This is a genomic window from Streptomyces caeni (genome assembly GCF_042678285.1).
GTDB lineage: Bacteria > Actinomycetota > Actinomycetes > Streptomycetales > Streptomycetaceae > Streptomyces > Streptomyces caeni.
Map to the genome: position 1 here is coordinate 83,325 of NZ_JBHUDX010000016.1, position 18,978 is coordinate 102,302.

An 18,978-nucleotide genomic window follows, 5' to 3' on the forward strand; every position below is an offset into this window, starting at 1 on the left:
GTCGTCGACAGGGCCCGTAGTACTACGCGGTCAGGCGCGCGGGCGTGCGTCGCTCACCGCGGCTGCGGGGGCAGGGCGCTGCGCACCAGTTCCGCGACCCCGCCCCGCCCCGGCGGAGCCGCCACGCACGACAGGGCGAGCCGGACCACCAGCTCACAGGAGTGGGCCAGGTCCGCCGCGTCCGCCTTGCTCGTCCCCGGCCCGGCCATCGCGGCCACGGCACGGTCGCGCACCAGGGCGACGAGGTCCGTCGGCGACGGCAGCGGTCCGTCGGCCCGGCGTTGCGCGGGCACCGCGGAGGTCGAGGGCACCGGCGAGAGTGTCGGCGTGGGGAGGCGCCGGCTCCAGCAGCCGGTCAGCATGGCGCGGACGAGCGGGTTGGCGCGGGCCGCCGCCGCGGTCCACTCCGCGACCGCGGCGAGCCGCTCGCGGGCCTCGGCGTGGGCGCTGAGCGCGCGCTCGACCCCGGCGAGGTATCCGTCGGCCTCCCGGCGCACCAGGGCCCGGGCGAGCCCCTCCTTGCTGCCGAACTCGTTGTACAGCGTCTGCCGGGAGACACCGGCCTCGGCGGCCACGTCCACCATGCGCACGGCGGACCAGGGCCGGCGCGCGAGTGCCGTGTAGGCGGCGTCCAGTAGGGATTCCCGCGCTGCAGGCATCATCGCCTCCCTCGGGGCCGGCGGCTCTGACGGACAGATTTGGCGCGCCCCACAGCACTGTCAAGGGTTCGCGGCGTCCCCGGGGGTGCGCACCGGATGTCTCGCGCCGTCACGGCACGACCGCACCCGGTCATACGGAGGGTCCGCCGAAAGATCCGCCCGGGTCGTATGGCCCTCCCGTGAACCGGGCAGATACCGTTCGGTCATGCCCGACTATCTCGATGACCTGCGTCTCGCCCACGTGCTCGCGGATGCCGCGGACGCCGCGACCATGGACCGGTTCAAGGCCCTCGACCTCAAGGTGGAGACCAAACCGGACATGACGCCGGTGAGCGAGGCCGACAAGGCCGCCGAGGAGCTGATCCGCGGTCAGCTGCAGCGCGCCCGGCCTCGCGACGCGGTCCTCGGCGAGGAGTACGGCATCGAGGGCACGGGCCCGCGCCGCTGGGTCGTCGATCCGATCGACGGCACCAAGAACTACGTGCGCGGGGTGCCTGTGTGGGCCACGCTCATCTCTCTCATGGAGGCGGGCGAGGGGGGCTACCAGCCCGTGGTCGGCGTCGTCTCCGCTCCCGCGCTGGGCCGCCGCTGGTGGGCCGCGAAGGACCACGGCGCGTTCACGGGCCGCAGTCTGTCCTCGGCGTCACGGCTGCGGGTCTCGCACGTCGCGAAGCTGTCCGACGCGTCCTTCGCGTACTCCTCCCTGTCGGGTTGGGAGGGGCAGGGCCGTCTGGGCGGCTTCCTGGATCTGACGCGCGCGGTGTGGCGCACGCGGGCCTACGGCGACTTCTGGCCCTACATGATGGTCGCCGAGGGCTCGGTCGACATCTGCGCCGAGCCCGAGCTGTCCCTGTGGGACATGGCGGCGAACGCGATCATCGTGACGGAGGCAGGTGGGTCCTTCACGGGACTCGACGGCCGTCCCGGCCCGCACAGCGGCAACGCGGCCGCGTCGAACGGTCTCCTGCACGACACGCTGCTCGACTACTTGAACGATCGCCACTAGGGGGTGTTTCGGATGTCCCGCACAGCACCCACGGCGCCCGGCACGCTCCCCCAGGCTCTTCGAGCAGGGGGCACCCCCACTCGCCGCACCGGCCGAAACCCCGAGTACGTCCAGTACGAGGGCTTTCGTCCGGCACACCGAGAACACGCACCGGACGCCGCGGGCACCGCACAGGACTTTCGAAACACCCCCTAGAAGCGCCCCGCCCCGCGCACCAGGGGGCACTCCCGCGTCCCGCCGAGCGCAGGGGGGCTCTCGTACACCTCCGAACGCACGCATACTTTCGTGCACCCCGAGCGCCCCGGAACTCACTGCGTGCGCCCCCTTGTTGACCCGCCCTTTGCCTGCGACTCTGAAAGTCCCCTCATTTGTGAATTTGTGAAGCACGGAACAAAGTCCCCCGGGCGACGGCACCCCCGCCACCGGAATCCGAGCCCGTGCGCCCTAGGAGGTGGCTCCGCACCCATGCTCGTCCGCGACGCCATGAGCACGGTGGTCCTCACCATCGGCCCCGCACACACACTCCGCCAGGCAGCAGCCCTGATGTCCGCCCGTCGCGTCGGCGCGGCCGTGGTCCTCGACCCGGACGCCGGCGGCCTCGGCATCCTCACCGAGCGCGACATCCTCAACTCCGTCGGCCTGGGCCAGAGCCCGGACACCGAGCACGCCCACGCCCACACCACCACCGACGTGGTGTTCGCCACCCCCACCTGGTCCCTCGACGAGGCCGCGGGCGCCATGACCCACGGCGGTTTCCGGCATCTGATCGTCCTGGACCGCGACGAGCCGGTCGGCATCGTCTCGGTCCGCGACATCATCCGCTGCTGGACACCGGCCCGGCAGCCCCTCCCGGTCGCGACCGCCTCCTAGAACGGGCGCGCGAACGGGCCGGAACCCCGACGGCGCGGTTCCGGCCCGTTCCCCGTGACTCTTGGCCGGTAGCGGCCGCGGTCCTATGATGGACGAGGTCTAAGTCAAGTAATGATCCAAAATGACACCCGTTCGGGACCTGGTCCCCCTGCTGTTAGGCTGGTCCGCATGAGTGACCTGTTGGAACGGCTGCGCGGACGCGGATGGCGGATGACCGCGCAGCGGCGCGTCGTCGCCGAGGTCCTGGACGGTGAGCACGTCCACCTGACGGCCGACGAGGTGCACGCCCGAGCCGTCGCCAAGCTGCCCGAGATCTCCCGGGCGACCGTCTACAACACGCTGGGCGAGCTGGTCTCCCTCGGCGAGGTGCTGGAGGTCGCCACGGACAAGCGCGCCAAGCGGTACGACCCGAACGCGCACCGGCCGCACCACCACCTGGTGTGCGCCCACTGTGGCGCGATCCGGGACGTCCACCCGACAGGCAACCCGCTGGCGGACCTCCCCGACTCGGAGCGCTTCGGCTTCACGGTCTCGGACGTCGAGGTGACGTACCGCGGACTGTGCCCCGGCTGCGCGGCGGCCTGACCACGACCCACCTCCAGGCCCCGGCACCCCGGGGGCGCCGGGGCCTTTCGGCGTGCGCGCGCCCGCTCCGGCGTACGGACTTCCCGGGCCTGACGAACCGTCATATGGCCGTCGGCACTGGTTCGCGGCGGGCCGGAAGAAGGATGCGAACTTCCTCGCCTACCTGACCCGCCCACTGAGAGGCCATCTCAATTGGTTGGGACGCCTTGGTGATGCCTTTCGGCGCGCTTGACCGTGATGTGAGACTTGCGGGATGGACATGGGACGTGAGTCGCGGTGGGAGAAGGACGCCATGACGGTGGAGATCGTTTTCGCTCTGGTGACTGCCATCGCGCTGGCTGCGGCAGTCTTTGCCGTAGCCCTGCTTCCCGCCCTGGCTCTCGGGGTCTCTAGTCCAGCGGGAAAGGCCACGCTGACAGGGGGCGCCCTGCTTGGGGCGTCGGCCGGAGTGTGGCGTTTGGTGCGGGTACTGCTCCGCTTCGACGCGCAGCGCCGTAAGGGGCGCTGACTGCGGGTCTCCTTCGGTCGGTAGCCTGCCGACGTGGGGATTGTCGAACGGCTGGTGCCTGACGAGTTGTGGGAGTTGTTCCAGCGGGTGGTGCCGGATGCTCCTGTCCGACCTCAGGGCGGTGGCCGACGTCGGCACGGCGACCGGGAGGTGCTGGCGGCGATCGTGTTCGTGACCACGTCGGGCTGCACGTGGCAGCAGCTGCCGACAGCATCCTTCGGCTTGTCAGGGGCGACGGCCCACCGACGGTTCAGCGAGTGGTCGAAGGCCCGGGTGTGGGCGAAGCTCCACCGCGTGGTGCTCGACGAGCTCGGTGCCCGCGGCGAGCTGGACTGGTCACGCTGTGCGATCGACTCGGTGAACATGCGGGCCCTGAATAGGGGGACCTGACAGGTCCGAATCCTGTCGACCGGGGCAAGTACGGCTCGAAGATCCATTCGATCACCGAGCGGACTGGTCTGCCCATATCCATCGGAATCTCGGACGCGAACCTGCACGACAGCCAAGCCCTGATCCCCCTGGTCCAGGGCATACCCCCGATCCGCTCCCGCCGCGGGCCCAGGCGGCGCAAGCCGGGAAAGCTCCACGCGGACAAGGGACTACCCCCACCTGAGGCGATGGCTACATGGACGCGGCATCACCCACCGCATCGCTCGCAAAGGCATCGAGTCCTCACAACGGCTGGGCCGGCACCGCTGGACCATCGAGCGAACCATGTCCTGGCTCGCCGGCTGCCGCCGCCTCCACCGGCGCTACGAACGCAAGGCCGACCACTTCCTCGCCTTCACCAGCATCGCCTGCACCCTCATCTGCTACCGCAGACTCGCCAAACGAGATGACGTCTGAAGACGGACGAACCGGCGCCGAGGCCGACCCCGTCGTGTCATGAACAGCCGAGGGCCGGAACCCTGTACGGATTCCGGCCCTCGGCCTGCAGTAGCGGGGACAGGATTTGAACCTGCGACCTCTGGGTTATGAGCCCAGCGAGCTACCGAGCTGCTCCACCCCGCGTCGGTGAACGCAACACTACGTCAACGACGCGGACAGAGGCAAATCACTTAGGAAACGGCACGGAGGCGGCGCACGGTCACGCCGCGCCCTCAGGCCGACAGCTCCTGCCGCAGCGCGTCACTCAACCGCGCCGCCCGCTCGGAGACCTCCACCGGACCGAGCGACACCGCCCGGTCGGCCCACTGCTGCCCCTCCGCGAGCTCTCCATGGCGCGCGTGGACCAGGGCGAGACGCAGCGCGGCCCGGCCGTGCCCGGCGTCCGCCGCCCGTGTCCACCACAGCGCGGCCTCCGGCTCGCTGCCCTCCCGCGCCAGCAGCAGACCCAGATTGAACGCCCCGTTCCGCGATCCGCCCTCCGCCGCCTCCCGGTACCACCGGGCCGCCTCCACGACGTCGCCCCGCGCGGCCGCCAGCATCCCGACCCGTACCTGTGCCCGCCGGTGCCCCTGCGACGCCGCCCGCTCGTACCACTCCTCGCACTCGCTCTTGTCGTGCGACGGCTCGCCCAGCTCATGGACGCGCACCGGCGGCCGGCGCGCGTCCAGCAGGGTGGCCAGCCGGTAGGCGGCCTCCGGACTGCCGCCCCCGGCGGCGCAGCGCAGATGCCGCTCGGCCGTCCGCTCGTCGCCGTCGCGCAGCCGGGCGATCCCGACCTGGAGCGCCGCCTCGGTGTGCCCTGCGGCCGCCGCCCGCTCGTACCACCGCAGCGCCGTCCCGGCCTCGCCGCGCCCCGCGTACAGGATCCCGAGGTTGAACGCGGCGTCCACGCTCCCCGCCTCCGCGGCCTTGGAGAACCACGGTCCGGCACCCGCCGGGTCCCCGGCCTGCAGCAGCAGGATGGCGAGCGCGTTCGCCGCCTCCCGGTGCCCGGCGTACGCCGCCCGCCGGTACCACTGCTCGGCCTGCGAGGTCCGTCCCTGTTCGGCGCAGAGCAGCCCGAGGTTGTACGCGCCGTTGACGTCACCGGCGTCCATCGCCGCCCGGTACCACCGCTCTGCGGTCTGGGTCTCGCCGCGCTCGGCGTGCAGCGCGCCCAGCGCGTTCGCCGCGTTGCCGTCGCCCTCCTGGGCGGCCCGCAGCCACCAGACCGCGGCGCTCTCGGTGTCGCCCGCGTCACGCAGCAGGAAGCCGAGCGCACAGGCGGCGCGGACCTCCCCGTCCTTGGCGCTCGTCAGGTACCAGCGCCCGGCCTCCTTGAGGTCACCCCGCCGCTCCAGGATCGCGCCGAGGTGCAGCGCGGCCCGGCGGTGCCCGCGCGCGGCGGCCCGCCGGTACCACTGCTCGGCCTCTTCGAACAGGGACGGCGCGACACCGTTGTCGCCACCGGCCTCCTGCGTGCGCAGGGCCTTGCGGTCGTAGGCCCGCGCCAGCCGGTAGGCGGCCTCGCGGTGCCCGCGTTCGGCGGCGGCCCGCATCCACCGCTCGGCCCCGCCATCGTCGCCTCGGTGCTCCAGCAGATCGGCGAGCGCGTACGCACCGAGGGTGTGTCCCTGTTCTGCGGCCTGGCGCAGCCAGTACTCGGCGGCGGGCTCGTCGCCGCGCTCGCGGTGGTGCCGTCCGAGCGCGTGCGCGGCCGCGGCGGAGCCGGCGACGGCGGCGATCCGCCACCAGCCCGCGGCCTCCTCCGCGTATCCGCGCTGGTGCAGCAGCACGCCCAGGTTGTTGGCCGCGGCGCGGTCGCCCGCGGCGGTGGCGGCACGCAACAGGGGCTCGGCTCCGTCGAGATCGCCACGACGCAGCAGCATGGCCCCGAGGACGCTCATCGCCTCGACGTCTCCGGCCTCGGCGGCGAGCCGCTGCCGCGCCTCCTCGGCCGCTTCGCCCGCCTCGTCCCGATCGGCGTGCTGGTCGCCGAGCTGCACAAATCGCCCTGTCTCGAACAGAGTTGCCTTCTCCCCCATAACGTCCATCGTCGCACCACCTGCAACCCGGGTACACCTGGTATACCGCAGCCAGTGAGGTCACTTCAGCGTTTTGTCGACATGCCCACAGAGAGATAAGTCAAACACAGAACGGCCAACTGCCCCCGTAAGGAATCGCACTTCACGCAATGTCGCCAGGTCACGGTGTACGCCTCGTCGTGTCGCACACACGTCGAGGGCCCGGATCCTGATCAGGATCCGGGCCCTCGACTTCAGTAGCGGGGACAGGATTTGAACCTGCGACCTCTGGGTTATGAGCCCAGCGAGCTACCGAGCTGCTCCACCCCGCGCCGTTGTTCGGCAACCGTACCACGGCGCGGGAGGGGCTTTGCTCAGCCGCCGCCCGAACCGCCCGGCGAACCGCTCGGTCCGGCACTCGGACTGCTGCCCGGCGAACCACTGGGCGAGTTGCTCGCACCGGCGGACGGCGTGCTGTTGCCCTTGCTGCCGCCGCTGCTTGTGGTCGCGCCGGCCTTGGACTGGGCCTCCTCGGCCCGCTTCAGCGCGGCTTCGAGGTCCTTCTGCGCCCGTCCGTACGCTCCCCAGTCGCCCTGTTTGAGGGCCTCCTGGCCCGCGGCGAAGGCCTTCTGAGCGTCGTCGAGCGCCTGTTGCACCGTCGGGTTGCCGGTGACCGGCGGCTGGGTGGTGCCGGTGTCCGGCGGCGGTGTGGAACCCTGCGTGCCGAAGACCTTGTTGAGCGCCAGGTCGAGCGTGTCCTCGAACGCGGTTTTGCCCCCGTAGGTCACCAGGACCTTGCGCAGCAGCGGGTACTTGAGCCCGCCGCCGCGTACGTAGACGGGTTCCACGTACAGCAGTCCGCCGTCGAGCGGCACGGTCAGCAGGTTGCCGTACTCGATGTCGGAGTCGCCGCCCTTGAGCAGCCTGATGGACTCGGCGATGTCCTGTTCGGAGTTGAACTGGCTCTGGACCTGCTTGGGTCCGTCGACGGTGGTGCTCGTCGGCAGCTTCAGGATTCTGATCCTGCCGTAGTCGCTGCTGCCGGCCTCGGCGTCGACCGCCATGAACGCGCTGAGGTTGTCACGCCCGTTGGGCGTGAACGTCGTCGTCAGCGAGAACGCCTGCGCCTGCTGGTCGGGCATCTTCATGCTCAGGTAGTACGGCGGCACCGCGTTGCCCGACTTGTTCGTCGGGTCGTCCGGCACCTGCCACACCTCGCTGCCGCTGAGGAAGGTCTGCGCGTCCTTGACGTGGTAACGGGTCAGCAGCTCGCGCTGGACCTTGAACAGGTCCTGCGGGTACCGCAGATGGGACATCAGCGACGGCGGGATGTCACCGCGGGGCTTGACCGTGCCCGGGAACGCCTTCATCCAGGTCTTCAGGACCGGGTCCTCGGTGTCCCACTGGTAGAGCCTGACCTCGCCGGTGTACGCGTCGACGGTCGCCTTCACCGAGTTGCGGATGTAGTTGACCTGGTTCTGCTGGGCCATGACCGCGCGCTGTGTGTTGCCCGCGGTCAGCGAGTCGGCCGTCGTGTCGCCGAGGGTGGTGCGGGAGGCGTACGGATAGCCGTTCGTCGTCGTGTACGCGTCGACGATCCACTGGATGTGTCCGTCGACGACCGCGGGATAGGCGTCGCCGTCGATGGTCAGCCACGGCGCGACCGCCTCGACGCGCTCCTTCGGTGTGCGGTTGTACAGGATCCGCGAGCCCTCGCCGATGGCACCGGAATAGAGGATCTGCGGCTCGCTGAACGTCACCGCGTACGCGGCCCGGTTGACCGGGCTGGCGAGGCTGACCCCGCTCCCGCCCTGATAACTGGTGGTCTTCTCGCCGCTGTCGTCGGAGTAGTCGATCTCCTTCTGGGGGCCGCCGACGATCGAGTACGCGGTCGTCTTCTCGCCGTAGTAGATCCGCTGCTGGTACGTCCCCAGGTCACCGGTGGACGGCAGGTCGGACTCGGTGAAGACGGGCTGGCCGTTGGCGTCGGCGGTGGTGCCCTTGGCGGCGACCACGCCGAAGCCGTGTGTGTAGCGGAAGTGGTCGTTGATCCAGTTCCGCTTCGGGATGCCCCGGAGGTTCAGCTCGCGCAGGCCGATGACCGTGTCCTGGTCCTTGCCGGCCTTCGTGTAGCGGTCGACGTCGAGGTTGGCCGGGAACGCGTAGTAGTTCTTCATCTGCTGGAGCTGCTGGAACGTCGGGGAGACGATGTTCGGGTCCAGCAGGCGGATGCTCGCCGTGGCGTCGGCGGCGTTGCGCAGCTTGCTCTTGTCTTCGGTGTCGCTCCTGCCCGCGTACTCCGATACCTGGGCGCCGTCGATCCCGTACGCCTCGCGGGTCGCCTTGAGGTTCTTCGCGACGTACGGCGCTTCCTTCGCCTGCTCGTTCGGCTGGACCTGGAACTTCTGGACGATCGCCGGGTACAGCCCGCCGATGAGGATCGCCGAGAGGACCATCAGGCCGAAGCCGATGACGGGCAGCTGCCAGGTGCGCCGCCACAGGGTGGCGAAGAAGAGCAGCGCGCAGATGACGGCGATGCAGAACAGGATCGTCTTGGCCGGCAGATAGGCGTTCGCGTCGACATACCTGAGGCCCGTCCAGCTGTCGGTGGCCTTGAAGTCGCTGGACTTGACCGCGAGTCCGTACCGGTCGAGCCAGTAGGCGACGGCCTTCAGGGCGACGAAGACGCCGAGCAGCACCGACAGGTGCCCGGTCGCGGCGGCCGTGGCTCGCGCCCCGGGAGAGGTGATCCGCAGGCCGCCGTACAGGTAGTGCGTGAGCGCGGCGGCGATCAGCGACAGCACGGTGGCGGCGAAGCCGAAACCGAGCAGGAACCGGTACCAGGGCAGGTCGAAGGCGTAGAAGGCGACGTCCAGGTGGAACTGGGGGTCCTTCTGGTGGAAGGGCACGCCGTTGACCCACATCAGCCAGGTCCGCCACTGGCTGGACGCGGACGCCCCCGCGATCAGGCCCACCAGGACCGTGATCCCCAGGAGCAGCCACTTCTTGTAGGGCGCGATCCCCATCCGGTAGCGGTCGAGGCTCTGCTGCTCCATGGACATCGCGCTCAGCGGCGGACGCAGCCGGTGCGCGAGCCAGATGTTGAGGCCGACCGCGGCCGCCATCAACAGTCCGAAGACGGAGAAGAGCCCGATCTTGGTCCACAGAGTGATCGTGAAGACCGACGAGTACTTCACCGACCGGTACCAGAGCCAGTCCGTCCAGAAGCCGGCGAACATCACGAACGCCATGCCGAGGACGGCGAGGATGCCCAAGGTCATGAGCAACGTCCGGGCCCGCCGGGACGGGCGGCCCACTCTGATCCGCGGTCCCGTCGGGCCTCCGCCGCGGTCCGGCATCTGGAAAGCCAAGGTGCGCACCTCGAAGTTCGCTGTTGATCCGTCAGGCCCCCGTGATCGCGGACCATGGACGAGGCCCCACGGTCGGGGAGCCACACCTATGCAACTTACTGGCGCTTTACTCGGTTCCCGCTTCCGGGTGAGAACGAGGCAGGATTGTGACCATGTCCAACACACCCATGGCAGCGAGCCCCCTCACCCGGGCCGTGCTCGAGATCGACGAGTACGCCTCCGGCCTCGGCTGGGACCAGCCCGCCCGCCTGTTCGCCCTGGTAGACACCGCGCGACTGCGGGCCCAGGAGCCCTCGCTCGCGGCCCAGCTCGGCCTGACCGACGAGTCCGCGACCGCCGGGCTCACCCCGATCGAGCAGGACGAGATCCCCGCCGACAGGCCGCTGGACGAGTTCCTCGGCACCATCGCCTGGCCCGACGCGGTGACCGGCTGCGCACTCACGGTGGAGCGGCTGATGCTGCCGCCGTCCGCGGAGGCCGAGGTCCCCGAGGGGCTCAGCGACGAGAAGCTCGCGCGGTGGGTCGCCGGTCACCCCGAGCGTCAGGAGGTGCGGATGACCGTGGGGGTCCTGCGGGACGGCGCGCGCGAGTCGGCGCTGCGGCTGCGCGAGAAGGACTCCACGACGGAGGTGCTGACGGGTCCGGACCTGGTGCCGGGCCTCGCGGAGGCGCTGTCGGCGACATTCGAGGACTGATTTTCTCCGGGGCGTCCTGCCCTCCGGTCCTGCGGGCATCCCGTCCCGCGGGCCTCCCCATCCTCAGGGTCTGTGGACCTCCGGGCTCAGCCCTTGGTGGTGCACTTCGGCAGGTCCGCGGTCCTGCCGGTACGGATGTCCTTGAGGGCGTTCAGGGCGTCGTCGAGGGTGTTGACCCTGACGAGCGTGAGCCCCTCGGGGACGTCCTTGGCGGCGGCCGCGCAGTTGTCCTTGGGCGTCAGGAAGTACTGGGCGCCCTTGCTGCGCGCGCCGACGGTCTTCATCTCGACGCCGCCGATCGGACCGACCGTGCCGCCGTCGTCGATGGTGCCGGTGCCGGCCACGAACCGGCCGCCGGTGAGGCTTCCCGGAGTGAGCTTGTCGTAGATGCCGAGCGCGAACATCAGACCGGCGCTCGGTCCGCCGACGTCGGCGAGCTTGATGTCGATGGTGAACGGGAACGTGTGGTCCGTTCCGGCGGAGATCCCCACGATGGCCCGCGGCCGGCCGCTGTCGTGGGACTTCGTCGTGGTGATCGTCACGTCCTGGGTCGCGGTGGCCGTCCTGTGCGCCTTCTCGGCGGCGGCCTGCTCCCTGGCGGTGATGATCGTGAACACGACGTCCTCGCCGGGCTTGTGCCGGGTGACCAGCTCGGCGACGTCGTCGGGCGCCTTCACGGCCGTCCCGTCGACGGCCTTGACGACATCGCCCGCGTGCAGCCTGCCCTCGGCGGGCGAGTCCTTGAGGACGGTGGAGACGATCACCCAGGACTTCACGGGAATGCCCAGCTCGTTCAGGGCGGCGACCTTGGCGCTCTCCTGTGACTGGCTGAACTCCTCCGCGTTCTCCTGGGTGGACTGCTCCTCGGTCTTGCCGTCCGGGTAGAGCGTGTCATGGGGCACGATCTTGTCGTCGTGCGCGAGCCACCCGTAGACGGCCTCGACGAGGTTCATCCTGTAGTCGGCGCTGGTGACCCGGACGGTGGTCATGTTCAGATGGCCGGTCGTCCGATAGGTCTTGTGCCCGGAGATCTGCAGCACCGGCTCGCCACCGTGCTCGCCGAGGGTGTTCACCGTGGGGCCCGGGGACAGCTCGGAGTAGGGCACTGGGATGAACACTCCCGCGCACAGGAGCGCGATCAGCATCAGGGTGGAGGCGAGCATCGTCGCGGTGCGGCGTGGCATGGAACGACAGTACGGGACAGTCCCGTCGGTGCACCGTCGGGGCCGTCCGTACGAGCGGACGGCCCCCTGGGTTCCCAGGCGCTCAGCCGCCCGTGTGGGACTTCTCCATGGCCTCGCGGAAACGTGCGTACCCGGCGAGCTCGGAGCCGTCACCCGCCGTCGTGCGGTGACGGCTGACCCAACTGCCCCACAGTCCGGCACCGATCGCGGCCAAAAACGGAATCAGCAACCAGGCGAGCACCGCCATGCCGACCTCCCAACCCCATGAGCGACCGCAACTGACTGATCAGCAGATTAGTCATCCGCAGTCTCAACGCTCACGCCAGGGGTCCGGTTACGCAACCGGAGGACGGTGAGAGATCGGTGGGACCATGGAAAGAAAGGCGAAACGAGGCGCGGAGCCAGGCTCAGCAGGCGCCGACCCGCCCTCCCGTCGCCCGGCCACCACCCCGCAACGACGGCGCTACGCGCCGACCCGCCCTCCCGTCGCCCGGCCACCACCCCGCAACGACGGCGCTACGCGCCGACCCAGTCCTCTGTGCCGTCGGAGAACCTCTGGTGCTTCCAGATGGGCACATCGTGCTTGAGGTCGTGGATCAGCCGGCGGCAGGCGTCGAACGCCTCGCCCCGGTGGGGGCACGCCACGGCGACGACGACCGCGAGGTCGCCCACCTGCAGGTCCCCCACGCGGTGCACGGCCGCGAGGGCCCGCACCGGGTACTCCGCGGCCACCTTCTCGGCGATCCGCCGCATCTCGGCCTCGGCGGTGGGATGACAGGAATAGCCCAGTTCCTCGACGTCGGCCCCGCCGTCGTGGTTGCGCACGGTTCCGACGAACAGGGCGGTGCCCCCGGCGGCGTCGTCCCCGACGGCCCGGAACACCTCGTCGACGGATAGGGGTGTGTCGCGGATCGCGAGCAGCTTGATGGGGTCGTCCGCCGCCCACTCACCGGGGTGGTCGCTGTTGGGTGCCATGGCCCCATCGTGCCGCACACCGCGGACGACGGGAAACAGCGGTCCTTCAAAATGCGCGCGAGGCGCGTGTCTGGGGGCGGGTCTCTCGCGGCCGGCGCGCGGCCTGCGCCGGCTTCTCGGGGGTTCGCACCGCGCGGCCGAGGCCCCTTCCGGCCCGTCCCGCCTCGCCGTACCACGCCGTACCGGACCTGCGGTGGTCGTGCGCCATGACGGCGGGAGCCCTGGCGCATCCAGCGGCCCGCGCCGGGGGACGGTGCCGGGTCCCTCAGATGCGCCGCCGGGCCTTGCGTGCCCGGCGCACCACCGCGGCCGCACCCAGCAGGGCGACGGTCGCACCGGCCGCCCCCGCCGCCGTCGCGTCCTTGCGGCCGAGCCGCCGGCCCGCGACGGTGTGCCGTCCCGCCACCTCCTCCAGCAGCTCCGCGAGGACCTCCTCGTTCGTCCACTGCGGCCGCCACCCGGCGTCGTGCAGCCGGCTGCCGCTCACCACCCAGGGGTACATGGTGTACGCGAGGTCCCCGGCGGGCGAGGGCGTCAGCCCGATCCGGTGCAGCCGGGCCGCCGCCCCCAGGGCGACCGCCGACGGCAGCTCCATCCGCCGGATCCCGCTCAGCTCCTCGACCTCCTCCTGCTCCAGCCACCCGTCGCACCCGACGGCCAGTTCACCGTCGACCTTCTCCAGGACGGCGTACTCCAGGGCGCTGCACAGGTCCTCGACGTGGCAGAACTGCCACGCGGGCCTCGACCCGGCCACCACAAGCAGCCGCGGCGACTCGAAGTACCTGGTCAGCGCCGTGTCTGTGCCTCCGACCAGGACCGCCGGCCGAACCACGGTGACGTTCAGTCCCGGATGGGCCCGTGGCGCCCGCCGCGCGAGCCGCTCGATCTCCAGCAGGTCACCGACCGCGGTCGCCTCGGCCGTCGCCCGCAGCTCGGCGTCCTCGGAGATCGGCAGCTCGTTGTCGGGCAGGGCGCCGTACACCATCGCGGACGTGCACAGCACCACCCGGTGCACTCCGGCCGCCGCCGCGGCCGTCAGCACGGTCTGCGTCCCCCGGACGTTGTACGCGGTGCGCGCCGCCGGATCGGTCTCCAGATCCAGGTCGAGGGCCAGGTGCACCACGACGTCCGCGCCCCGCAGCTTGTCCGCGATCGCCGGGTCGCGCACGTCCAGGATGTGCCACTGCGCCGCCTCGCACTCCCCGCGCCGCTCGTCGATCGCCACGACCTGCTTGATCTCCTCGCAGGCGGTGAGCCTCTCGGTGAGCAGCGCGCCGACGCCGGACGCGGCGCCGGTGACCGCGACGACGGGTCCGCGGACCGCCGTGGGCTCGTCGGCGCGCAGCGGCGCCGCCCGGGGGCCGTGGTCGGGTGACGGGCGGGCTGAACGGTTTCGCGCTGCGCGAACCTGCGGATCTGGGGAACTCACCGGGCGTCTCCAGCGGTTGTCTTCAGTACGGGCGCGGTGCACGCGTGCGTACCAGGTGGCATCCATCCTGCCGCAGGCCAGGTGTCGGCGAAGCACTCAGGCCCGATCGGGCCGGGGTGTCTACGCTGGGTGGTGTTGTCGGGCAGCCAGCCGCCGGAGGAGCCGGTGGCCTTACCAGCCGAGGAATCCCGTGAGTGACACCCCATTCGGATTCGGCCTTCCGCCGGAGGAGCCGGAGAACGGCGACGAGGGCAAGAAGAAGGACCAGCAGAGCGGCGGTGGTCAGGGTCCGGCCAACCCGTTCGGCTTCGGGCTGTCCGGAGCCGGCGGCGCCGGCGCCGACAACCCGCTCGCCGCGATGTTCGGGTCCCTGAACCCCAGCGACCTGGGCGCCGCCTTCCAGCAGCTGGGCCAGATGCTCTCGTACGAGGGCGGCCCGGTGAACTGGGACATGGCCAAGCAGATCGCCCGCCAGACGGTCTCCCAGGGCACCGCGGACGGCACGAAGGACGCGAGCGTGAGCCCCGGCGAGCGCTCCGCGGTCCAGGAGGCCGTCCGCCTCGCCGACCTGTGGCTCGACGGAGCGACGTCGCTGCCGTCCGGCGCGGGTTCCGCCGTGGCCTGGAGCCGGGCGGAGTGGGTCGAGGCGACCCTGCCGGTGTGGAAGGAGCTCGTCGACCCGGTCGCCGAGCGGGTCGGCGCGGCCATGGGCGATGTCCTGCCGGAGGAGATGCAGGCCATGGCGGGCCCGCTCATCGGCATGATGCGCTCCATGGGCGGCGCCATGTTCGGTACGCAGATCGGGCAGGCCGTGGGCGTGCTCGCGGGCGAGGTCGTCGGCTCGACCGACATCGGCCTGCCGCTCGGCCCGTCCGGCAAGGCCGCGCTGCTGCCGCTGAACGTCGAGGCGTTCGGCAGGGACCTGAGCGTGCCGATGGAGGAGGTGCGGCTGTATCTCGCGCTGCGCGAGGCCGCCCACCAGCGGCTGTTCGCGCATGTGCCGTGGCTGCGCTCGCACCTGTTCGGCGCGGTCGAGGGCTACGCGCGCGGCATCAAGGTCGACACGGCGAAGCTGGAGGACGTGGTCGGCCAGTTCGACCCGCAGAATCCGGAGGAGCTGCAGCAGGCGCTCCAGCAGGGCATGTTCCAGCCGGAGGACACACCGGAGCAGAAGGCCGCCCTGGCCCGTCTGGAGACCGCGCTGGCGCTTGTCGAGGGCTGGGTGGACGCCGTGGTGCACGCGGCCGCGAAACCGCGTCTGGCCTCCGCGGACGCGCTGCGCGAGACCCTGCGCCGCCGCCGGGCCACCGGTGGCCCGGCCGAGCAGACGTTCGCCACGCTGATCGGTCTGCAGCTGCGCCCGCGCCGTCTGCGGGACGCCTCCCGCCTGTGGGCGTCGCTCACGGACGCGCGCGGCGTGGACGGCCGTGACGCCCTGTGGGCGCACCCGGACATGCTGCCGACGGCGTCCGACCTGGACGACCCGGACGGCTTCGTGCACCGCGAGCAGCTGGATTTCTCGGAGCTGGACAAGATGCTGGGCGAGGCGGCGGGCGGCGGCCCGGCGACGGACGGCGGCTCCGCGCAGAAGCCGGACCTCCACAAGAACGACGACGCCGAGTGAGCCTGCACGACGACGCGGTCCTCGTGCTCAAGGGGTACGAGAACCAGCAGGAGCTGCGCCAGGCGTATCTGGACCACCTTGCGGCGCACCCGGACGGCGTGTGGAAGTCGTGCCACGCCGGACACGTCACGGCCAGCGCGCTGGTCGTCGATCCGGTGCGCGGCCGGGTGCTGCTCACCTTGCACAGGAAGCTGAGGATGTGGCTGCAGACGGGCGGCCACTGCGAACCGGGCGACGCGACGCTCGGGGCGGCGGCGCTGCGCGAGGCCGTGGAGGAGTCCGGCATCGCCGGGCTGGAGCCGCTTCCGGGCGGCCCGGTGCGTCTGGACCGGCATCGGATTCCCGCGCCGTGCCACTGGCACTTCGACGTGCAGTACGCCGTGGTGGCGCCGCCCGGTGCCGAGTACGCGGTCAGCGACGAGTCGCTGGATGTGCGCTGGTTCCCCTACCACGAGGTGTCGGACGTGGCGGACGGGTCGGTCGTCCGCCTGCTGGAGGCCACGCGCGCAAGGCTGTGACGCCCGGCCCGGCCCTCCCCACCGCTCCCGGTCAGGGGTAAGGGGCGGCCGCAGGGGCGGCCGCCCCTTACCCGTGTGTCCGGATGTGAGTCCGGACTCGTGCGCCCGGATGTGCCTCCGGATGTGCCTCCGGATGTGCCTCCGGATGTGCCTCCGGAAGAGCGTCCGGAAATGCGTCTGCGTGTGCGTCCGGACGGCTTCCCCGGGGAACCGTCCGGTCAGCTCCAGACGTTGCCCTGGTTCTGCCCGCGCGCCCCGTGCTGCCCCATGCCGTACTGGGCCCGCAGCCCCTGGCCGATCACCGCGTTCTGCGGCGGCAGCAACTCGCTGGGCTGGACGAGCGCGAAACCGCTGCCCATGAAGCTGAGCTCCCAGCCCTCACCGGTGTTGCCGCGGCGGCGCCACACCCCCGAGGAGTGCGTCTGGGCCTGCATCTGCGCCCGCAGGCCGGTGGACCAGGCGACGATCGCGTCGGCGTCGCAGTTGACGTACTTGTCCGGCGTGACCTGCATCAGCAGGGGCACGCCCGATGTCATCAGCGCGACCTTGCCGCGGCCGGTGATGTTGAGCTGGTACTTGCCGGAGCCCGAGATGCCGTACTGGCTGTCCACGGCGATGACCTCGTGGTGCAGCGAGGAGTCCATCGCCAGGACGTAGCTGCTGTCGACGGTGAGCCCGTCCTGCCCGACGTCCATGATGTGCACGTACTGCGCGAGGTTCGCCAGGTACACGGTGCCCTGCCCGTGGCAGCGCATCAGGTCCAGCCCCTCGCCCGTGTACGCACGCGCGCGCTGCTGACCGCTGTCCTGGTACTCGGCGTCGAACTCGACGAGACCCTGGTAGGCGACCATGGTGCCCTTGCGCGCCAGGATGTCGTCGTGGCCCTCCAGGACGATGCGCAGCATCTGCGTGTTCTGCAGGCTGTAGCGCTCCTGGGTCTGCTGCTCGTTGTAGCCGAAAAGCGTGCTCTGCATGGTGTGCGGTTCCCCTCAGCCCCGGATCCGGAGGCGGTCGGCGCTGTCCTCGCTGGGCTGGACGACCACGATGCCCTGCCCGGAGAACGCCATCTGGTAGGCCTCGCCGCTGCCGCGCCCGATGAGCGACTGCGCCTTGAAGCTGCGCTTGCCCTTCACCTTCAGGTTCGGGGACCAGGCGACGAGGGCGTCCGGGTCGACGTATGTCTCGTCCTCGCCGCCACCGCAGTCGACGACGATCGGCTCGCCCCGGGAGGTCAGTGCGACCCAGCCCTGCCCGGAGATCTTCGTGTTCCACAGGCCCTGCCCGGCGAACTTGGCGAGCCCCTTGACGCGTTCGACGCCCCACTGCAGGTGCGCGTCGAAGGCGAGCAGATTGGTGGCGTTGACGGAGATCGCGTCGCCGCCCAGGTTGATGACGACGACGTTCGCCCCGTAGTCGGCGAGGTAGAGCAGACCGTCGCCGGAGCACTTCATGAGCGGCGCGCCCTCGCCCGTGATCCAGTCCCGCGCGATCTGACGCACGGCCGGAGGGTTGGGCTCGTACTGGATGAACCCTTCGTAGGCGACCATGGATCCCACACGCGCGAGGAGGTCGTTCCCTGTCTGCATGGCGACCTTGAGCATGTGGCTGCCGTGGTTCTCCATGCGGGCGCCGACAGGTGCGGGGGCGTAGCCCGCGAGCGGCTGGTTCATGACGGGCTCCCTCAGACCTCGTACGGCTGGACGACGACGAAATTGCCGGGCGCCGCCCGGAACTGCAGGTTCACGCTCTCCCCGGTGTCTCCGAGGTAGGCGTTGCGGCGCATGCGCACCTGGCTGGAGACGATCACCTGGGCGGCGGCCGACCAGGCGACGACGGCGTTGCAGTCGGCGAACGTCGTCGGGGTGACGGGGAGCACCACGGGCGTGCCGTGCGTCTTCACGACGATCGTCCCCGTGCCCTGGAACTGCATCGTGAACAGCGCGCCGCCGGGAATGCCGTGTCCCTCGATGCGCCGGACCTCGTGCTGGAGGGACTCGTCGAAGGCGAGGACGTTCTCCGCGGAGACGCAGATGGCGTCGCCCTGGAGTTCGATCGGGTGCAGATGGGTGGCGTTCTCGGCGAGGAACACCTGGCCGTGGCCGGTGCAGCGCATCAGCTGCATCTCCTGGCCGGTGGCGTTGCCCACGATGCGCCCGGCGAAGCCGGCGCCCTTGTAGCCGAAGTCGACCTTGCCCTGGTAGAGCACCATGCTGCCCTGGCGGGCCAGCACCGGCTGGCCGCCGATACCGAGGTCGACACGGACGAGCTTCTTGTTCTGCTGCGTCCACCGCTGCCCGGTGGGCGTCTCCTTGAACGCCTGCAGTGCGGCGGCCACTCCGGCGCCGCCCTGCGGGACGCCCTGGGGAGCGCCGTACGGGGAGGGGGCGCCGGGCTGGCCCGGGTACGGGCCCGGGGCCTGACCGTACGGCGGCTGCTGGCCGTAGCCGGGGGGCGCGGCCGGGGGCTGCTGGCCGTAGCCGGGCGGCGTCGGTGCGGGCGGCTGCTGACCGTAGCCGGGCGGCGTCGGTGCGGGCGGCTGCTGGCCGTAGCCGGGCGGAGCGGCCGGGGGCTGCTGACCGTAGCCGGGCGGTGGGCCGGACTGCCCGGGCGGCTGGGCGTACGGCGCGGGGCCCGGCGGCGGCACGGTCCCGGCGGGCGGGGTG

At 71.1% G+C, this 18,978-nt stretch carries 17 protein-coding genes, 2 tRNA genes and 1 pseudogene; 8 read left to right on the forward strand and 12 right to left on the reverse strand.

Annotated features, from left to right (window positions below):
- Nucleotides 1-53: 53 nt before the first annotated feature.
- Entirely contained in the window at nucleotides 54-662 is a 609-nt protein-coding gene (locus ACFSL4_RS06640) for a TetR/AcrR family transcriptional regulator (protein WP_381079521.1), read from the reverse strand.
- Nucleotides 663-864: 202 nt separating this feature from the next.
- Here ACFSL4_RS06640 and hisN point away from each other — a divergent pair, with 202 nt between their 5' ends.
- The 5 genes and pseudogenes from hisN to ACFSL4_RS06665 all read left to right on the forward strand — a co-directional run bounded on the left by hisN (nucleotide 865) and on the right by ACFSL4_RS06665 (nucleotide 4,474).
- The gene (gene hisN, locus ACFSL4_RS06645; protein WP_381079523.1) at nucleotides 865-1,665 is read left to right on the forward strand and encodes a histidinol-phosphatase; all 801 of its coding nucleotides are present in this window, start codon (nucleotides 865-867) and stop codon (nucleotides 1,663-1,665) included.
- 465 nt (nucleotides 1,666-2,130) lie between these two features.
- Nucleotides 2,131-2,535: a CBS domain-containing protein gene (locus ACFSL4_RS06650; protein ID WP_381079525.1), complete on the forward strand. Its 405-nt coding sequence runs from the start codon at nucleotides 2,131-2,133 to the stop codon at nucleotides 2,533-2,535.
- A gap of 168 nt (nucleotides 2,536-2,703) precedes the next feature.
- Nucleotides 2,704-3,120, forward strand: a complete 417-nt coding sequence (locus ACFSL4_RS06655) for a Fur family transcriptional regulator (RefSeq protein ID WP_381079527.1) — start codon at nucleotides 2,704-2,706, stop codon at nucleotides 3,118-3,120.
- A gap of 253 nt (nucleotides 3,121-3,373) precedes the next feature.
- Entirely contained in the window at nucleotides 3,374-3,628 is a 255-nt protein-coding gene (locus tag ACFSL4_RS06660; protein WP_381079529.1) for a DUF6332 family protein, read from the forward strand.
- Nucleotides 3,629-3,667: 39 nt separating this feature from the next.
- Nucleotides 3,668-4,474 (forward strand): annotated as a pseudogene (locus ACFSL4_RS06665) (IS5 family transposase).
- Between the two features lie 91 nt (nucleotides 4,475-4,565).
- Here the strand turns inward: ACFSL4_RS06665 and ACFSL4_RS06670 are convergent.
- From ACFSL4_RS06670 to ACFSL4_RS06685, 4 genes are all read right to left on the reverse strand, one after another.
- A tRNA-Met gene (locus tag ACFSL4_RS06670) sits at nucleotides 4,566-4,639 on the reverse strand.
- Between the two features lie 89 nt (nucleotides 4,640-4,728).
- On the reverse strand, nucleotides 4,729-6,549 hold the full coding sequence (locus tag ACFSL4_RS06675) for a tetratricopeptide repeat protein (RefSeq protein WP_381079531.1): 1,821 nt from the start codon (nucleotides 6,547-6,549) through the stop codon (nucleotides 4,729-4,731).
- A 228-nt stretch (nucleotides 6,550-6,777) separates the two neighbouring features.
- Nucleotides 6,778-6,851 (reverse strand) — tRNA-Met (locus tag ACFSL4_RS06680).
- Between the two features lie 42 nt (nucleotides 6,852-6,893).
- Entirely contained in the window at nucleotides 6,894-9,878 is a 2,985-nt protein-coding gene (locus ACFSL4_RS06685) for a UPF0182 family membrane protein (protein WP_381079563.1), read from the reverse strand.
- A 164-nt stretch (nucleotides 9,879-10,042) separates the two neighbouring features.
- Here ACFSL4_RS06685 and ACFSL4_RS06690 point away from each other — a divergent pair, with 164 nt between their 5' ends.
- On the forward strand, nucleotides 10,043-10,585 hold the full coding sequence (locus ACFSL4_RS06690) for a PPA1309 family protein (RefSeq protein ID WP_381079533.1): 543 nt from the start codon (nucleotides 10,043-10,045) through the stop codon (nucleotides 10,583-10,585).
- Nucleotides 10,586-10,671: 86 nt separating this feature from the next.
- On the opposite strand, the gene ACFSL4_RS06695 is transcribed toward ACFSL4_RS06690, so the two are convergent.
- The 4 genes from ACFSL4_RS06695 to ACFSL4_RS06710 all read right to left on the reverse strand — a co-directional run bounded on the left by ACFSL4_RS06695 (nucleotide 10,672) and on the right by ACFSL4_RS06710 (nucleotide 14,173).
- The gene (locus tag ACFSL4_RS06695) at nucleotides 10,672-11,769 is read right to left on the reverse strand and encodes a YlbL family protein (RefSeq protein WP_381079535.1); all 1,098 of its coding nucleotides are present in this window, start codon (nucleotides 11,767-11,769) and stop codon (nucleotides 10,672-10,674) included.
- Between the two features lie 82 nt (nucleotides 11,770-11,851).
- Nucleotides 11,852-12,016, reverse strand: coding sequence for a hypothetical protein (locus tag ACFSL4_RS06700; protein WP_381079537.1), 165 nt, complete (start codon nucleotides 12,014-12,016; stop codon nucleotides 11,852-11,854).
- Nucleotides 12,017-12,285: 269 nt separating this feature from the next.
- Entirely contained in the window at nucleotides 12,286-12,744 is a 459-nt protein-coding gene (locus tag ACFSL4_RS06705) for a molybdenum cofactor biosynthesis protein MoaE (RefSeq protein WP_381079539.1), read from the reverse strand.
- Between the two features lie 265 nt (nucleotides 12,745-13,009).
- Nucleotides 13,010-14,173 (reverse strand): SDR family oxidoreductase, encoded by a 1,164-nt coding sequence (locus ACFSL4_RS06710; protein ID WP_381079541.1) that lies wholly within the window; start codon nucleotides 14,171-14,173, stop codon nucleotides 13,010-13,012.
- Nucleotides 14,174-14,363: 190 nt separating this feature from the next.
- On the opposite strand from ACFSL4_RS06710, the gene ACFSL4_RS06715 reads away from it, so the two are divergent.
- Entirely contained in the window at nucleotides 14,364-15,797 is a 1,434-nt protein-coding gene (locus tag ACFSL4_RS06715; protein ID WP_381079543.1) for a zinc-dependent metalloprotease, read from the forward strand.
- Complete coding sequence (locus ACFSL4_RS06720; RefSeq protein ID WP_381079545.1) at nucleotides 15,794-16,315, forward strand: NUDIX hydrolase; 522 nt, start codon at nucleotides 15,794-15,796, stop codon at nucleotides 16,313-16,315. The genes ACFSL4_RS06715 and ACFSL4_RS06720 overlap by 4 nt, the downstream gene beginning before the upstream one ends.
- 218 nt (nucleotides 16,316-16,533) lie before the next feature.
- On the opposite strand, the gene ACFSL4_RS06725 is transcribed toward ACFSL4_RS06720, so the two are convergent.
- The 3 genes from ACFSL4_RS06725 to ACFSL4_RS06735 all read right to left on the reverse strand — a co-directional run.
- The gene (locus ACFSL4_RS06725) at nucleotides 16,534-17,289 is read right to left on the reverse strand and encodes an AIM24 family protein (protein ID WP_381079547.1); all 756 of its coding nucleotides are present in this window, start codon (nucleotides 17,287-17,289) and stop codon (nucleotides 16,534-16,536) included.
- Nucleotides 17,290-17,304: 15 nt separating this feature from the next.
- Nucleotides 17,305-17,985, reverse strand: coding sequence for an AIM24 family protein (locus tag ACFSL4_RS06730; RefSeq protein WP_381079549.1), 681 nt, complete (start codon nucleotides 17,983-17,985; stop codon nucleotides 17,305-17,307).
- A gap of 11 nt (nucleotides 17,986-17,996) precedes the next feature.
- Nucleotides 17,997-18,978, reverse strand: a 982-nt coding sequence (locus ACFSL4_RS06735) for an AIM24 family protein (RefSeq protein ID WP_381079551.1), incomplete at its 5' end; no start/stop codon positions are given.

Excerpts from the sequence above, each read along its gene's own strand:
- ACFSL4_RS06640 (WP_381079521.1), bottom strand. The coding sequence starts at position 662 with ATGATGCCTGCAGCGCGGGAATCCCTACTGGACGCCGCCTACACGGCA.
- hisN (WP_381079523.1), top strand. The coding sequence starts at position 865 with ATGCCCGACTATCTCGATGACCTGCGTCTCGCCCACGTGCTCGCGGAT.
- ACFSL4_RS06650 (WP_381079525.1), top strand. The coding sequence starts at position 2,131 with ATGCTCGTCCGCGACGCCATGAGCACGGTGGTCCTCACCATCGGCCCC.
- ACFSL4_RS06655 (WP_381079527.1), top strand. The coding sequence starts at position 2,704 with ATGAGTGACCTGTTGGAACGGCTGCGCGGACGCGGATGGCGGATGACC.
- ACFSL4_RS06660 (WP_381079529.1), top strand. The coding sequence starts at position 3,374 with ATGGACATGGGACGTGAGTCGCGGTGGGAGAAGGACGCCATGACGGTG.
- ACFSL4_RS06675 (WP_381079531.1), bottom strand. The coding sequence starts at position 6,549 with ATGGACGTTATGGGGGAGAAGGCAACTCTGTTCGAGACAGGGCGATTT.
- ACFSL4_RS06685 (WP_381079563.1), bottom strand. The coding sequence starts at position 9,878 with ATGCCGGACCGCGGCGGAGGCCCGACGGGACCGCGGATCAGAGTGGGC.
- ACFSL4_RS06690 (WP_381079533.1), top strand. The coding sequence starts at position 10,043 with ATGTCCAACACACCCATGGCAGCGAGCCCCCTCACCCGGGCCGTGCTC.
- ACFSL4_RS06695 (WP_381079535.1), bottom strand. The coding sequence starts at position 11,769 with ATGCCACGCCGCACCGCGACGATGCTCGCCTCCACCCTGATGCTGATC.
- ACFSL4_RS06700 (WP_381079537.1), bottom strand. The coding sequence starts at position 12,016 with ATGGCGGTGCTCGCCTGGTTGCTGATTCCGTTTTTGGCCGCGATCGGT.
- ACFSL4_RS06705 (WP_381079539.1), bottom strand. The coding sequence starts at position 12,744 with ATGGCACCCAACAGCGACCACCCCGGTGAGTGGGCGGCGGACGACCCC.
- ACFSL4_RS06725 (WP_381079547.1), bottom strand. The coding sequence starts at position 17,289 with ATGCAGAGCACGCTTTTCGGCTACAACGAGCAGCAGACCCAGGAGCGC.
- ACFSL4_RS06730 (WP_381079549.1), bottom strand. The coding sequence starts at position 17,985 with ATGAACCAGCCGCTCGCGGGCTACGCCCCCGCACCTGTCGGCGCCCGC.